The 15,253-nt window shown below is 67.9% G+C and carries 14 protein-coding genes; 12 read left to right on the top strand and 2 right to left on the bottom strand.

The window, feature by feature from the left end:
* Positions 1–7 precede the first annotated feature (7 nt).
* The 7 genes from ACYVAN_RS16815 (at position 8) to ACYVAN_RS16785 (ending at position 6,240) form a co-directional block, all read left to right on the top strand.
* Positions 8–1,435, top strand: coding sequence for an amino acid permease (locus ACYVAN_RS16815; protein ID WP_460960649.1), 1,428 nt, complete (start codon positions 8–10; stop codon positions 1,433–1,435).
* Between the two features lie 167 nt (positions 1,436–1,602).
* Positions 1,603–2,304, top strand: coding sequence for a ribulose-phosphate 3-epimerase (gene rpe, locus ACYVAN_RS16810; RefSeq protein ID WP_460960647.1), 702 nt, complete (start codon positions 1,603–1,605; stop codon positions 2,302–2,304).
* Positions 2,305–2,310: 6 nt separating this feature from the next.
* Complete coding sequence (gene ribD, locus ACYVAN_RS16805) at positions 2,311–3,333, top strand: bifunctional diaminohydroxyphosphoribosylaminopyrimidine deaminase/5-amino-6-(5-phosphoribosylamino)uracil reductase RibD (protein ID WP_460960645.1); 1,023 nt, start codon at positions 2,311–2,313, stop codon at positions 3,331–3,333.
* Between the two features lie 9 nt (positions 3,334–3,342).
* Complete coding sequence (locus tag ACYVAN_RS16800) at positions 3,343–3,990, top strand: riboflavin synthase (RefSeq protein ID WP_460960643.1); 648 nt, start codon at positions 3,343–3,345, stop codon at positions 3,988–3,990.
* Complete coding sequence (locus tag ACYVAN_RS16795) at positions 3,987–5,300, top strand: bifunctional 3,4-dihydroxy-2-butanone-4-phosphate synthase/GTP cyclohydrolase II (protein ID WP_460960641.1); 1,314 nt, start codon at positions 3,987–3,989, stop codon at positions 5,298–5,300. Before ACYVAN_RS16800 ends, ACYVAN_RS16795 begins: the two co-directional genes overlap by 4 nt.
* Positions 5,297–5,794: a 6,7-dimethyl-8-ribityllumazine synthase gene (ribH, locus tag ACYVAN_RS16790; RefSeq protein ID WP_460960640.1), complete on the top strand. Its 498-nt coding sequence runs from the start codon at positions 5,297–5,299 to the stop codon at positions 5,792–5,794. Before ACYVAN_RS16795 ends, ribH begins: the two co-directional genes overlap by 4 nt.
* Complete coding sequence (locus ACYVAN_RS16785; RefSeq protein ID WP_460960638.1) at positions 5,791–6,240, top strand: PH domain-containing protein; 450 nt, start codon at positions 5,791–5,793, stop codon at positions 6,238–6,240. Before ribH ends, ACYVAN_RS16785 begins: the two co-directional genes overlap by 4 nt.
* 65 nt (positions 6,241–6,305) lie before the next feature.
* Here the strand turns inward: ACYVAN_RS16785 and ACYVAN_RS16780 are convergent, their stop codons facing one another.
* Entirely contained in the window at positions 6,306–6,569 is a 264-nt protein-coding gene (locus tag ACYVAN_RS16780; RefSeq protein ID WP_460960636.1) for a GlsB/YeaQ/YmgE family stress response membrane protein, read from the bottom strand.
* A gap of 187 nt (positions 6,570–6,756) precedes the next feature.
* Between ACYVAN_RS16780 and ACYVAN_RS16775 the strand changes: the two genes are divergently transcribed.
* Positions 6,757–7,821 carry a beta/alpha barrel domain-containing protein gene (locus ACYVAN_RS16775; protein ID WP_460960634.1) on the top strand — a complete coding sequence of 355 codons (1,065 nt, stop codon included), beginning with the start codon at positions 6,757–6,759 and terminating at the stop codon, positions 7,819–7,821.
* A 127-nt stretch (positions 7,822–7,948) separates the two neighbouring features.
* Here the strand turns inward: ACYVAN_RS16775 and ACYVAN_RS16770 are convergent, their stop codons facing one another.
* Positions 7,949–8,767 (bottom strand): maleate cis-trans isomerase family protein, encoded by an 819-nt coding sequence (locus tag ACYVAN_RS16770; protein WP_460960632.1) that lies wholly within the window; start codon positions 8,765–8,767, stop codon positions 7,949–7,951.
* A 972-nt stretch (positions 8,768–9,739) separates the two neighbouring features.
* Between ACYVAN_RS16770 and uvrC the strand changes: the two genes are divergently transcribed.
* The 4 genes from uvrC to whiA all read left to right on the top strand — a co-directional run bounded on the left by uvrC (position 9,740) and on the right by whiA (position 15,017).
* Positions 9,740–11,776 carry an excinuclease ABC subunit UvrC gene (uvrC, locus tag ACYVAN_RS16765; protein WP_460960630.1) on the top strand — a complete coding sequence of 679 codons (2,037 nt, stop codon included), beginning with the start codon at positions 9,740–9,742 and terminating at the stop codon, positions 11,774–11,776.
* A 399-nt stretch (positions 11,777–12,175) separates the two neighbouring features.
* Positions 12,176–13,054 (top strand): RNase adapter RapZ, encoded by an 879-nt coding sequence (gene rapZ, locus ACYVAN_RS16760; protein ID WP_460960628.1) that lies wholly within the window; start codon positions 12,176–12,178, stop codon positions 13,052–13,054.
* Positions 13,051–14,040: a gluconeogenesis factor YvcK family protein gene (locus tag ACYVAN_RS16755; RefSeq protein WP_460960626.1), complete on the top strand. Its 990-nt coding sequence runs from the start codon at positions 13,051–13,053 to the stop codon at positions 14,038–14,040. The genes rapZ and ACYVAN_RS16755 overlap by 4 nt, the downstream gene beginning before the upstream one ends.
* The gene (whiA, locus tag ACYVAN_RS16750; RefSeq protein WP_460960625.1) at positions 14,010–15,017 is read left to right on the top strand and encodes a DNA-binding protein WhiA; all 1,008 of its coding nucleotides are present in this window, start codon (positions 14,010–14,012) and stop codon (positions 15,015–15,017) included. The genes ACYVAN_RS16755 and whiA overlap by 31 nt, the downstream gene beginning before the upstream one ends.
* Positions 15,018–15,253: the final 236 nt, after the last annotated feature.

Here is a 15,253-nt window from a genome sequence, read left to right as displayed (position 1 = left end):
AGGAGCAGTGGAGCGGACCGACGAAGCGGGCACCGAGGAATCCGGCCTACGTCGAGATCTCAGCGGACGCCAGGTCGGAATGATCGCCATCGGAGGCGCGATCGGAACGGGGTTGTTCCTCGGCTCCGGCCTGGCCATCTCGATCGCCGGTCCCGCGGTGATCATCGCCTACGCGGTGGCCGCGTTCGCCGCGCTCGCGCTGGCCTATGCGCTGGCCGAAATGGTCGTGGTGCATCCGGAAGCCGGGGGCTTCGGGCCGATCGCCCAGCGCTACCTCGGCGGGTTGGCCGGGTTCGTCCAGCGCTGGATCTACTGGGCGGCGCAGGTGGTCAACATTGGCAGCGAGGTGGTCGCGGCCGGGCTCTACATGCAGTTCTGGTACCCGCAGCTACCGCTGTGGATGCCCGTCATCGCGTTCTCGGTGTTGATGCTCGCGATCAACTCGGCGGCGGTGCGCTTCTTCGGTGAGTTCGAGTACTGGTTCGCCATGATCAAGGTCGTGACGATCGTGGTGTTCATCGGGCTCGGACTGACCTACATGGTCATCGGCCTGCCGGGCCAGGACGCCGCGGGAGTGGGGGCGCTGACCGAGCACCAGGGCTTCCTGCCCAACGGGATCGGTGCGGTCTGGTTGGCGCTGACCGTGGTCACCTTCGCCTACCTCGGTACCGAGGCCGTCGCGGTCACCGCGTCCGAGTCCCGCAACCCGGGACGGGACGTGCCGCGCGCCGCGCGCGGCATGGTGCTGCGGTTGGGCCTGTTCTACATCCTCGGCATGCTCGTGGTCGTCTCGATCCTCCCGTGGAACCAGGTTTCGACCGGTGACGATGTCACGCAGAGCCCGTTCGTCCGGCTGTTCGACATCGCGGGAGTTCCGGCAGCGGCGGGAGTCATGAACTTCGTGATTCTCACGGCCGCGTTGTCGGCGATGAACACCAATCTCTACGTCACCGCGCGGATGACCTTCTCGCTGGCGCGGGACGGCTATGCGCCGAAGTGGTTCGCGAAGCTGAGCGACAGCGGTGCCCCACGGCGGGCTCTGGTGCTCTCGGCGCTGGGACTGGCGCTGGCGGCCGCGGTGTCGGTGTTCGCGCCGACCACGGCATTCCCGATGTTGCTGGGGCTGGCACTGTTCGGGGCGCTGGTGACCTGGCTGATCATTTTCGCCAGCCAGCTGGCGTTCCGGCGTCGCCGGGCGGCCGAAGGGCTTCCGCCGTCTCCGGTACGGCTTCCGGGAGCGCCGGTGACCACGGTGGTGGCAATGCTGTTCGTGGCCGCCGTGCTGTTGACGACCCCGTTCACCGAGCAGTTCAACACGGCGTGGAAGGCGGGCGTTCCGTTCCTCGCGGTGCTGTGTGTGAGCTACTACGTGGTCCGCCGACGTGCGCGCACGAGGAGTTCGGTCGGGACCGAGGCGGAACCCGCCTCCGGGTGAGGACCCGCTCGCCGGGTATTGATCCGGCACGTACCGTGCCCAGTCGGACACGGTTCGTGCCGGTTGAGCGGGTCGCTCGGCCGGATGGCGGTCGTTGGCGTCCGGAAAGTTCCTTCAAATCGCAGCCCGTCCGAGAATTGCGGGCGGCGGGATTTACACTCGCGCTTGTGTCGAACCACCCGATGATCGCGCCCTCCATCCTTTCCGCCGACTTCGCGCGTCTCGCCGACGAACTGGAAGCCGTCAACGGCGAGCCCGGTCATCGAGCGGACTGGTTGCACGTGGACGTCATGGATGCGCACTTCGTGCCGAACCTGACCCTGGGCCTGCCAGTGGTGGAGTCGCTGCTGAAGGTCACCGACATCCCGGTCGACTGCCACCTGATGATCGAGAACCCGGACCACTGGGCGATCGGTTACGCCGAGGCCGGTTCCTACAACGTCACCGTGCACGCCGAGGCCGCCGCCGACCCCGTGATGCTGGCGAAGAACCTCCGAGCGGCAGGAGCCAAGGCAGGACTGTCGATCAAGCCGAACACACCGTTCGAGCAGTACGTGGACGTTCTCAAGCACTACGACACCTTGCTGGTGATGTCGGTCGAGCCCGGCTTCGGCGGACAGAAGTTCATGGCCGAGGTGCTCGACAAGGCACGCGCGGCGCGACACATGGTCGACACCGGACACCTCAACCTCGTGGTCGAGATCGACGGTGGGATCAACGCCGACACGATCGAGCAGGCGGCGGAGGCAGGTGTCGACTGCTTCGTTGCCGGTTCGGCGGTGTACGGCGCCGAGGATCCCGCCCGCGCCGTCGAGGCGCTGCGCGAGCAGGCGACCCCGGCCTTCGCGCACTCGCACGCGCAGCGGTGACCCGTGGTGGGTGGCGCGGACTGGGCGACCGCCATGCGGACCGCGATCGCCGAGAGTGAGCGGGTACGCGGGGCCACCAGTCCCAACCCACCCGTGGGTTGCGTGATCCTGGATGCCGACGGTGCCGTCGTCGGTGTGGGGGCCACCAGCCCGCCCGGCGGGCCGCACGCCGAGGTCGTCGCGCTGCGCGCGGCGGGGAACGCGGCGGTCGGTGGCACGGCCGTGGTCACCCTGGAGCCGTGCGGGCACACCGGGCGCACCCCGCCCTGCGCCCGAGCGCTGCGTGAAGCGGGGGTGGTTCGCGTCGTTCACGCGATCCCGGACCCGAACCGCGAAGCTTCCGGTGGTGTCGAGTTGCTCCGTGCGGGTGGTGTCGAAGTCCATTGTGGTCTGCTCGCGGAAGCGGTCGAACGTGGGCCGCTGCGGGCATGGCTGCATTTCGTGCGAACCGGTCGTCCACATGTGACGTGGAAGTACGCGGCTACATTGGACGGACGCTCGGCCGCTGCGGACGGGACCAGCAAGTGGATCAGCTCGGCGGCTTCCCGGGCGGAGGTGCACGGTCTGCGGCGACAGGTCGACGCCATCATCGCCGGTACTGGAACGGTGCTGGCGGACGACCCACAGCTGACCGCCCGCGACCAGGACGGTCGCCCGGCCGACCGGCAACCCCTGCGGGTGGTGGTAGGTGATCGCGAACTCCCGACGGCGGCTCGTGTGCTTGACGACTCGGCCGGGACCGTGCGGCTGCCCGGCGGAGACCCGGCGGCCGTGCTCGCGGAACTGGCGAGACGGGACGTGGTCGACGTGCTGCTGGAGGGGGGTCCCAGACTGGCGGGTGCCTTCGTCGGAGCGGACTGCGTCGACCGGGTGCTGGCCTACGTCGCTCCCGCCTTGTTCGGTAGCGGTTCGGCCGCGCTGGGGGAAGCCGGTGTGGGAAGCATCGGACAGGCCAAGTGGTTGGATGTCGAAGAGACCACGATGAGCGGTCCGGACGTGCGCATCAGCGCCGTTCCGCGACCTCGATAGGAGGCAGCAGTGTTCACCGGGATCGTCGAGGAGCTCGGCACGATCACGTCCGTGGAGCCCGGGGCCGAATGTGTGCGCCTCACCGTGTCCGGTCCGGTGGTGACCTCGGATGCCGGACACGGCGACTCGATCGCGGTAAACGGCGTGTGCCTGACCGTCGTGGACGTCATGGACGGGACCTTCACCACTGACGTGGTGCACGAGACGCTCCGCCGCTCGGCGCTGCGGGACATCGCCGCGGGTGACCGCGTCAACCTCGAACGGGCGATGGCCCTCGGGGAACGGCTGGGCGGCCACATCGTGCAGGGGCACGTGGACGGCACCGCGGTCGTGCAGGGGCGGGACACCGGCGGTCTCACCCGCTTCGAACTGCCCGAACGGTTGTCCCGTTACTTGGTCGAGAAGGGATCCATTACCGTCGACGGCGTGTCGCTGACCGTCGCAGATCTGGGGGAAGCGGACTTCAGCGTCGCCCTGATCCCCACCACCGAGGAACTCACGACTCTGGGTCTGCGCAAGCCAGGTGATGAAGTCAACATCGAGGTGGACGTGCTGGCCAAGCACGTCGAGCGCCTCGCCGCCGCACAGGTGGCTCACCTCACCCGTGGTGACAGCACACTTTCGGGGGAGAATGAACAGGTCGGGACCGAGCGGTGAGCCACAACGAGGTGCACCCCGATAACAAGGGCACGGACACGGTGAGCAGCACGACACGATTCGACGACATCGAGCGCGCACTGGCCGACATCGCGGCCGGGAGGCCGGTGGTCGTCGTCGATGACGAGGACCGCGAGAACGAAGGCGACTTGATCTTCGCCGCGGAGAAGGCGACGCCCGAGCTAGTGGCGTTCATGGTGCGCTACACCTCCGGCTACATCTGCGTGGGCCTACCCGGTGAGGACTGCGACCGGCTCGACCTGCCGCCGATGTACCACTCGAACCAGGACCGGAAGGGCACCGCCTACACGGTCACGGTCGACGCCGCCGAGGGGGTGACCACGGGAATCTCGGCAACCGACCGGGCTCGTACCCTGCAGGTCCTCGCCGACTCCGAAACCACTCCCGAGGACCTGCACCGTCCGGGCCACGTCGTTCCGCTGCGTGCGCGGGAGGGCGGCGTGCTGCGCAGGCCCGGGCACACCGAGGCTTCGGTCGACCTTTCGCGCCTCGCCGGCCTCCAGCCTGCCGGTGCGCTCTGCGAGATCGTCAGCCAGAAGAGCGAAGGCGATATGGCCCGCCGCGACGAGCTGGACGTGTTCGCGGCCGACCACGACCTCGTGGTGATCAGTATCGCCGACCTCATCGCCTACCGGCGCCGGTTCGAGAAGCAGGTCGTCCGGGTCGCGGAGGCACGGATTCCCACCGCTCACGGAACCTTCCGGACCTTCGGCTACGACAGCACGCTCGACGGGATCGAACACCTGGCGCTGGTCTACGGCGAGATCGGCGACGGTACGGACCTGCTGGTGCGGGTGCACTCGGAATGCCTGACCGGGGACGTGCTCGGGTCACTGCGCTGCGATTGCGGCCCGCAGCTCGCCGCGGCCATGGAGAAGGTCGCCGAGGAGGGCCGCGGCGTCGTGCTGTACATGCGCGGTCACGAGGGGCGCGGCATCGGGCTCATCCACAAGCTGCAGGCATACCAGCTCCAGGACGACGGGGCCGACACCGTCGATGCCAACGTGGCCCTGGGCATGCCGGTGGACGGCCGGGACTACGGCCAGGGCGCGCAGATCCTCTGCGACCTGGGCGTGCGATCGATGCGCCTGCTGACGAACAATCCGGACAAGAGGGTCGGTCTGGAGGGCTACGGCCTGAAGATCGTCGGGCGCGAACCGCTGCCGATCCGGCCCAACCCGGAGAACCTCCATTATCTGCAGACGAAACGAGACCGGATGGGCCACGAGCTCAGCGAACTCGACGACGGAGAAGACTCCTCTATCGGTGATGCGGGGGTGACCGCATGAGTGGTGAAGGACGGCCGAGGACCGCAGTGCCCAACGCCGAGGGACTGCGGGTCGGTATCGCGGCCATCCGCTGGCACGAGCGCATTACCGGGCAGCTGCTGACTCGCGCGCTCGCGGCCGCGGAGGAAGCCGGCATCGCCGAACCGACGGTGGTGCGCGTACCGGGGTCGGTGGAGCTGCCGGTGGTGTGCCAACAGCTGGCGCACCAGCACGATGCGGTGGTCGCGCTGGGTGTGGTGATCCGGGGAGGGACACCGCACTTCGAGTACGTGTGCGACTCGGTGACCACGGGACTGACGCGGGTCTCGCTGGACGAGTCCACCGCGATCGGAAACGGTGTGCTGACCACCGACACCGAGCAGCAGGCGCTCGACCGCGCCGGGTTCGAGGATTCCTTCGAGGACAAGGGGTTCGAAGCGACCGCGGCCGCGCTCGACACGGCGATGGTGCTCGGGGAACTTCGAGGGTGGACCAGCGAGCGGGGTTTCCTATGAGCAGCGACCCCGATGCCGTGGTGGTGCGGCCGAAGAAGGTTCGGCGAGTCGCGATTCCGATCGCGATCACGTTCGTGATCCTCTTCGCCGTGGTCGGCACGCTGCTCCGGAGCACGCCCACCGGTGTGTACTTTCGCGTGTCCGATCAGGTCTCGATGGTTGGGCTGGGCGTGTTGCTCGCCGCCGGCGTGATGCTGTTGACGCGCCCGCGGCTGCGGGCGGACAAGGCAGGGCTGGAGATTCGCAACGTCCTCGCCACCCAGCACTACGAGTGGGGGATGGTGGAGGCGGTCAGCTTCCCGGACGGTTCCGCGTGGGCGCGGCTGGAGCTCCCCGCCGACGAATACGTGCCGATCATGGCGATCCAGGCGACCGATGGGCCGCACGCCGTACGCGCGATGCGGGATCTTCGCGATCTGCGGCGGAAGATCGGAAACCTGTCCTGAGCGAGATCGCCCGGCTGGTCCCGGCGAGCGGGGTCCGGAGCGCGCTCCGGACCCCGCTTCGCATCTCACGCGCGGGACTTGTGGAACAGTAGCCGGTAGACGATCAGCAGAATCAGTGCGCCGATCACGGCCCAGAGGAAGCTCATCAGGTCGAATCCCGACACACCACCGCTGCCGAACACCGAGCCGCCCAGCCAGCCGCCGAGGAGTCCGCCGGCGATCCCGAGCAGGATCGTCACGATGATGCCGCCCGGATCCTTGCCCGGCATGATGAACTTCGCGATCACTCCTGCTACCAGCCCGAACACGATCCAACTGAGAATTCCCACGGAGCTCTCCTTTCCGCACGCGCATCGTCCGAAACGCGCTTGCCGATCTTGTGCTCCGCCGGTGTACCCCGATCAGCGGACTTGCACGCGTGACCTCGGCCACCGACTTGGTACTCGTGGTCCTCGGTGGCCCGCGGGTGGCCAGGTGAGTGCGAGGGCCTGCCGGTCGTGAGGGACAATGAGGGCGATGACGCGGATGCGCCGGCGTCGAGGCAGGCAGGAGGACATCGTGAGCGTGGCCCATGAGCGCAACCTTCGGCTCGTGCGGGACGAGCTTCGCGCGCCCGCTGTCCGGCTCGGGGACATCACCTTGCGGAACCGGCTCGTGACTTCCTCCAGCCTCCTGGGGTACGGAGTGGCCAACTCCAAGGTCTTCCCGTACGGCATGAGCCCGATCTCGCAGTTCGTGCCGCTGGACCGGTTCGGTGCGATCACCACCCGGACGCTGACCGTCGAGCCGCGCGAGGGCCACTTCACCACGCGGGACGTCTGGCCGTTGACGGAGCTGCCCGCGCTGATCAAGCGGTATGGTCAGGCGCTGCGCCAGGTCGACGGCGGATGGATCAACGCGTTCGGCTGGTGCAACGTCGGCATCGACTCCTACCTCCGGGACTACTACCCGCGCACCCGCGGACAGAACACGATCATTTCGGTGGGCGGTTTCTCCGTCGAGGAGTTCGTGACCCTGGTCGACAAGGTCAACGCGGCGATTCCCGCCGGAGATATCGCTGCGGTCGAGTTCAACGTCTCCTGCCACAACGTGAACTTCGACTTCAACAGCATCATCGAGGCGGTGCTGGCGGAGGCGGTGCCGCGCAGCAACCACCCGGTGATTCTCAAGCTCTCACCCGACTACGACTACCTGGCCCACGCCCGCCTCGCCGCCGAACACGGTGTTTCGGCGTTGACGGCGATCAATACCGTCAAGGGGTTGCGGCTCGACCCGGAGACCGGCGAACCGTTGCTGAAAAACCGGTTCGGTGGCCTGTCCGGCCGGGCGATCAAGCCGATTGGTCTGCGCGTGATCGCCGAACTGCGGGATGCCGGTGTCACGTTGCCGATCATCGCGACCGGGGGGATCCGCGGTTTCGACGACTGCCGCGAGTATTTCTGGGCCGGTGCGGACGCGGTGAGTCTCGGCAGCGCCAGCTGGTTCGCGAGCTATCCCGGTTATGCGCTCTCGCCGTTGTACGGCATGCGCATCCGGAACCTGCTCCGGCGGATCGAGCGCTACCAGCCGCCGACTCGCTGACGGTTTCGCGCGGTGGGAGATGCCGCGGCGTCGTTCCCTCGTCGCAGGAAAGCGTCCAGAAGCGATTCGAAACGGTCGTGGGGGCGAGCGTGGACCGCGGGGAGTGGCGCGCACCGGGCGGTAACGGTCACATCGCCAGCAGCCGCTCCGCCGGGGCAGGGTTGCGCGGGTGCGGGGCGGACGTTCCGGCTGAGGTATGAGGCAGGTCGGTGTCGGCGGGCAGTTCGGCAATCCTCAGCAGCTTTCCGTATCCGATGAGCGGATCCGGTATGTCGAGCATGCGCAGGGCTGCCCACACGCCCGCCAGGTTGCTGGTGACGATGGGACGACGGTGCACCTGCTCCAGGTGGGAGACGGTATCGGCGATCCGCCAACCCGCACAGCTGACGAAAACGCCGTCGGCGTCGCGGAGCCGCATGAGGTCGGTATGCCAGGCGAAATCGTCGGAGGTGAGCGTATCGATCTCCTCCGGCCGGTGTTCGGCGCCACCGACGCTCGCGATGTCGAACCCGGACTGCTCGAAGAAGGCTCCTTCCAGGGCGTCGAGTTCGGCGGTGTGCGGGGTGACGAGCGCCAGGCGCTGCAGCCGCATTGCCCGGAACGCCTTGAGCGCGGCCGTGGCAGTGGTCATCGTGGGCAGTCCGGTCGTGCGCTCGATCCGAAGCGCGACCGTGCGATCCCAACGCGGGCCGCGCGCCAGACTCGTCGCGGTGCAGCCGAACAGCACGCAGTCGACCCCTCGCTGACGCAGCCGGTGGGCCGCCTGCTCGACGTTCCCCTCCGCGCTCATCGCCGTGAGCGCCTCGATCGACATCTCCCCCTGGGGCGAAGTGAGGTCGGTTGCGACGACGTCGATACCGGCAGGCAGGAGTTCGCGGTACTCCGCGAGCGCACCGGTGTTGCTGCCGGCGGTGATGAGTCCAATGGTTGCGCTGTCCCCCCGCACGCTTGCCTCCCACGGTTCGGGCGTGTATGGCGAATCGCGTTCATGCTGGTCAGACATTCCCATGGGGTTCGATCACTGTCCACATGAAACGAATGGCGCTCGGTTTGCCCGGAGAGGCTCGGGTCTGACCTCGCAGGCCGCCGCACCGTTCGCCGCTCCGGTGGGCAGATGCCTCCGGAACTCGGCACCACGCAGGGGTCAAGAACCCGATGTCCGCTATTCCCGCATGTCGAGTCCGTCGGCGATCCGTCGTGGTTCCGGGTTTCTGTCGGAACCTGCCGCGCGCAGCGGCGAAGCCGGTAAGGTCGCACGGTGAAATGCGTGAAAGGATTTGAAACGCGAATCATGGAATCGTCCTTCTGGCTACCATTCGAGAATCGTGATCTCTCCCCGGTGGATGGTTCGGCAAGGTAGTGCGCCGACAGTGCGATGCCTGGACCGCCGCGCAGGGCATACCTTGAATGTGCTGGTTATCGCTGGTATGTCAGGTTGTCCGCGGCGTGCGAGACCGCGTGGCGGCCGTTCGGGACGTGCGTGCGCGATTGGGGAGAACCCGGGGGTCGTGCCGGTCGAATGGGGTGCATCGCCGTCGGTTCCGCCGCCTGGGAGGAGCGCGGTCGTGCTTTGGCCGGATGCGCGGTGCAGTTGTTCCGACGTCACGTGGAAAATCGCGATCGTCGATCTTCAGCTGCGGTGCCGATTGATCGGAAATCCGGATCGTGTCCGCTCCGCGCGAATTTGGTCTCGCGGATTTTCGATGGTTCTGATCGGAGTTTCCGAGGCGTCCGGAGGCCGGGATCGATCCACCGGCGCCCGGCCGTGAACTGTCCGTCCGAGAGCTTCGAGCTCTACCTGATCGAGTTATCGGCTGTCTTGTTCAACGACGAGTGCCGCCTCGGACGTTCCTCGGTGACCTCCGCGGGTGCGGCCCGCCGTGGCGAGCGGTGTTGGTCCCGCACGTAAGGTGGGATCGTGGCCGATCCGTCCACCTACCGACCAGCACCCGGGACGATCCCGGACGTCCCCGGCGTCTACCGCTTCCACGACGCCGGCGGGCGAGTGATCTACGTCGGCAAGGCCAAGAGCCTCCGCAGCCGGCTCTCCTCCTACTTCGCGGACCTCTCCGGATTGCACCCGCGCACCCGGCAGATGGTCACCACCGCCACCGGGGTTCGCTGGACCGTCGTCAGCACCGAGGTCGAGGCCCTGCAGCTGGAGTACTCCTGGATCAAGGAGTACGACCCGCGGTTCAACGTCCGCTACCGCGACGACAAGTCGTATCCGGTGCTGGCGGTGACGCTCAACGAGGAATTTCCGCGACTGCACGTCTACCGTGGTCCGCGGCGCAAGGGCGTCCGCTACTTCGGGCCCTTCGCCCACGCTTGGGCGATCCGCGAGACCGTGGACATGCTCCTGCGGGTCTTTCCGGCCAGGACCTGCTCCAGCGGAGTCTTCAAGCACCACGCCCAGCTCGGCAGGCCCTGCCTGCTCGGATACATCGGCAAGTGCTCGGCGCCGTGCGTGGGCAGGGTCAGTGCCGAGGAACACCGTGACATCGTCGACGACTTCTGCGATTTCCTCGCCGGTCGCACCGACACCCTGATGCGCAAGCTCGACAAGGAGATGCGGGAAGCCTCCGCGGATCTCCAGTTCGAACGAGCCGCGAGGTTGCGGGACGACCTCGAAGCCCTCCGCCGAGCGATGGAGAAGCAGGCGGTGGTGCTCGGCGACGGCACCGACGCCGACGTCATCGCGTTCGCCGAGGACGAGCTGGCCGCCGCGGTGCAGGTCTTCCACGTCCGCGGCGGCCGGGTGCGCGGCCAGCGCGGGTGGGTGATCGACAAGGTCGAGGAGACCGACACCACGACGTTGACCGAGCAGTTCCTGACCCAGTTCTACGGGGAGCAGGCCGCACTGGCCGATCAGGCTGACGCGGGCGGAACGCCGGTTCCACGGGAGGTCCTCGTACCCCAGCTACCCGAGGACGCGAGCGCGCTCGCCCAGTGGCTCGGCGAGCTGCGGGGCAGTCGGGTCGATCTGCGGGTCCCGCAACGCGGTGACAAGCGGACCCTGCTCGAAACCGTCGAGCGCAACGCCAAGGAGGCGTTCACCCAGTACAAACTGCGCCGGGCGGGTGACCTGACGGCGCGTTCGGCAGCGTTGCAGGAACTGCAGGAAGCGTTGGCCTTGGACAGCGCGCCGTTGCGGATCGAGTGCGTCGACGTCAGCCACATCCAAGGCAGCGACGTCGTCGCCTCTCTGGTGGTTTTCGAGGACGGTGTCCCGCGCAAGTCCGAGTACCGCCGCTTCGCCGTGGGGGAGGGCGTCGAGGGCGGCGACGTGGGCTCGATCGCCGAAGTCGTGCGGCGCCGGTTCGCGCGCTACCTGAAGGAGAACGCGGAACCCGTTCCGGAAGGAGTACAAGCCGACGCCACCGTGGCCTCCGGGGAATCGGAGGGTGCACCGGCTCCCGCGCTGGATCCGGAGACCGGCAAACCCCGCAAGTTCGCCTATCCACCGAATCTGCTCGTGATCGACGGTGGTGCGCCCCAGGTCAACGCGGCCTCGGATGTGCTCACCGAACTCGGGATCACCGATGTCGCCGTGATCGGCATCGCCAAGCGGCTGGAGGAGATCTGGCTGCCCGCCGAACCGGACCCGGTGGTGTTGCCCCGCACGAGCGAGGCGCTCTACCTGCTGCAGCGCGTACGGGACGCGGCGCACGACTTCGCCATCCGCTACCACCGGAGCAAACGGTCCAAACGAATGACCGCCTCCGAACTGGACTCGATACCTGGGCTGGGCCAGGCCAGGCGAACGGCGCTGCTGAAGCACTTCGGTTCGCTTCGAAAGCTCCGCCAGGCGAGCGTCGAGGAGATCACCCAGGTACCCGGATTCGGGAAGCGCATGGCCGAGATCGTGGCTTCCGCGTTGTCCGGCGGTTCGGAACGGTCCGCGGAGGAAGGCGGAACCGACTCGGATGGTGCCGGCACCGGGGACTCCCGATGAGGTCGGCCAGCAGCGGCCGCGGCTGCCGGTGGCCGTCGAGCGGGCAGCGACCTGCTGAACCGGGTCGGGCCGAACCGCTCCCGGCCGAACCAGTCCCGTGGAGCCGCTCGATGAGCTGGCTGCCTGCCGAATCCTCGGACGTATGGGTGAGACTGGCCGGGAGGGAGTGACCGAGAGCGCACAACGGCACGGGTGGACCGAACGCGGGTATCGCGGATCCGATGGCCGCCCTTTGGGAGCCGGGGTCGGAAAGGCGGGTGCGCGTGGCGCGGTATCGGCGGCTCGCATGCCATGCGAGCAGCGGTCCGGCACCGGTCACGCATGCCGACGGGCGACTGACCGGCCGGGTGGTCGCCCGCGCGAGAAGACCTGTCAGGAACGACAAGGGGGACGGAGAGAGTGAGCGAGGAGAAGTCGGGCATCGAGGTCGCGGTGGTCAGCGGGCTTTCCGGCGCGGGGCGAAGTACGGCGGCGAAGTGCCTGGAAGATCTCGGTTGGTTCGTCGTGGACAACCTGCCTCCCGAGCTGATCGCGACGATGGTCGAGTTGGGAGCCCGTTCCAGCGGCGCGATCACGCGGGTCGCAGTGGTGATGGATGTGCGGAGCCGTGCGTTCACCGAAGACCTCGGGTCGGTGATCAAGGACCTCGACGCCAGTGGTTTCAAGCCCAAGGTCCTGTTCCTGGAAGCCACCGACGAGGTGTTGATCAGGCGGTTCGAGCAGGTTCGCCGTGGACACCCGCTGCAGGGGGAAGGCCGGTTGGCGGACGGGATCGGCACCGAGCGAGCGCTGCTGTCGAAGCTCCGGTCGGAAGCCGACCTGGTCGTGGATACCACCGGGTTGTCCGTGCACCAGCTGCGTTCGAAGATCGAGGACGCGTTCGGCACGGAGGCGAGCACCCGTACCCGCGTGACCGTGCTGTCGTTCGGTTACAAGTACGGGTTGCCGATGGACTCCGACCTCGTGATGGACTGCCGGTTCTTGCCGAACCCGTTCTGGATCCCGGAACTACGCGAGTTCAACGGTCTCGACGACGAGGTCCGCAACTACGTGCTCGGGCAGGAGGGCGCGGAGGAGTTCCTGCACAGCTACCAGCAGTTGCTGCACATGGTCGGCGCCGGTTATCACCGGGAAGGAAAGCGATACCTCACCCTGGCGTTGGGGTGCACCGGCGGCAAGCACCGCAGCGTGGCATTGGTCGAGGAGCTTGCCAGGCGGCTGGCCGATGACGAGGGAATGATGGTCAAGACGGTGCATCGAGACCTGGGGCGCGAGTGATCGACGAGTCAGCGGAACGTCCACTACGAGTTGTGGCGCTGGGTGGTGGCCACGGCCTGCAGGCGACCTTGTCGGCCGTGCGCCGCATCACCACCGACGTGACGGCAGTGGTGACGGTGGCCGATGACGGCGGGTCCTCGGGGCGGCTCCGACGTGAGTTGGGGATGCTGCCGCCGGGTGACCTGCGCAAGGCGCTCGCCGCGCTGGCGTCCGCAGGCGAGGACGGCAAGGTGTGGTCGGAGATGTTCGAGCACCGTTTCGGCGGTAACGGTGCGCTGGCCGGACACGCGGTCGGCAATCTCGTGCTCGCCGGTCTGCTCGACGTACTGGGCGACCCCGTGGCCGTGTTGGACCAGGCCTGCCGGCTGCTGGACGTGCACGGCCGGGTGCTGCCGATGTCGTCGGTGCCGTTGGACATGGAAGCCGACGTGGTCGGTCTCGACGAGGACCCGACGTCCGTTCGCACGATTCGGGGACAAGTCGCGATCGCAAGTACACCCGGTCGGGTAAAAGAAGTTCGGCTTTGCGCTGCCGATGGGGAGGGTTGGGAGCCGGCCGCCAGTCCGGAAGCGGTCGACGCGGTGCTCAACGCGGACCTCGTTCTGCTCGGGCCTGGCTCGTGGTTCACCAGCGTACTGCCCCATCTGCTGCTGCCGGAGCTGCAGCGGGCACTGGTCAACACACGTGCCCGGCGCGTCGTCGTGCTCAATCTCATCCCACAACCGGGTGAGACGGCGGGTTTCTCCCCCGAACAGCACCTGGACGTACTCTCGCAACACGCACCACAGCTGCGCGTGGACGCGGTATTGGCGGATGCCGACTCGGTACCGACGCCTGATCGACTTCGGGCTGCGGCCGCCGGCTTGGGTGCGCACACTCTGCTCGACAAGGTCGCCACATCGACGGTTCCGGGGCGGCACGACCCCGAGTCATTGGCGGCGAGCTTGCTGGCCGCATGGGAGAGGAGGACGGACCGTTGGCGATGACCTCCGCGGTCAAGGACGAGTTGAGCCGACTGGCGGTGACCAAGACGTGTTGTCGCAGATCCGAGGTGTCCTCACTGCTGCGCTTCGCGGGTGGCCTGCACATAGTCGCGGGACGTGTGGTGGTGGAGGCGGAGCTGGACAGCGGCTCCTCGGCGCGCAGGCTCCGCAAGGAGATCCACGAGCTGTTCGGGCACCACTCCGACGTGCACGTGATCACCTCCGGCGGGCTGCGCAAGGGAACCCGTTACGTGGTGCGGGTGGTGCGCGACGGTGAAGGGCTCGCCCGGCAGACCGGATTGCTCGACCCACGCGGCCGGCCGGTCCGCGGGTTGCCCGCGCACGTGGTCTCCGGCGGCGCGTGCGACTCGGAGTCGGCATGGCGGGGTGCTTTCCTGGCGCACGGGTCGCTGACCGAGCCGGGCCGGTCGTCATCGCTCGAGGTCACCTGCCCTGGCCCGGAGGCGGCGCTGGCGCTCGTGGGCGCGGCGCGCCGGCTCGGCGTGCAGGCCAAATCCAGAGAGGTTCGCGGTGCGGACCGGGTCGTCGTGCGGGATGGCGACGCGATCGGCGCGATGCTGACCAAGCTCGGTGCGCACTCCAGCGTGCTGGCTTGGGAAGAACGTCGGATGCGCCGTGAGGTGCGCGCCACGGCGAATCGGTTGGCCAATTTCGACGATGCGAACCTGCGCCGTTCCGCGCGCGCGGCGGTGGCCGCGGCGGCACGGGTGCAGCGCGCGCTGGAACTGCTCGGTCCGACGGCGCCCGAACACCTGCTGGTCGCGGGGCGGTTGCGATTGGCGCACCGACAGGCATCGCTGGAGGAGCTGGGCCAGCTGGCCGATCCCCAGATGACCAAGGACGCGGTCGCGGGCAGGATCCGCAGGCTGCTGGCGATGGCGGACAAGCGGGCGCGTGAGCTCGGTCTACCGGACACCGAATCCGCCGTCACCGCGGAGATGCTGGAAGCCGAGGTCTGAAGCGTGGTGGGAGCGTGACCCGAACCGGTTCGGAGATTTCGATCACCGGTTCGGGGCACCCGCGAGTTCCGCGTCGAGGGCGCTGCGACCGCGTGAACGACGTCCTCGTCTTGGGCGAAAGGCACAAGCCCGACACCCGACCGATCATCTCCTCCCGCAGTCCGGGATTCGCCTGTGCGCCGCGTGGACCTGCAACGCCCGCCCGCGTGCTGTCGGCTCCGGGGCAGATAGGGTTG

Source organism: Parasphingorhabdus pacifica (genome assembly GCF_054779195.1).
The sequence above is the reverse complement of the archived record's forward strand: the minus strand, read 5'-3'. Positions and strand labels throughout refer to the sequence as shown.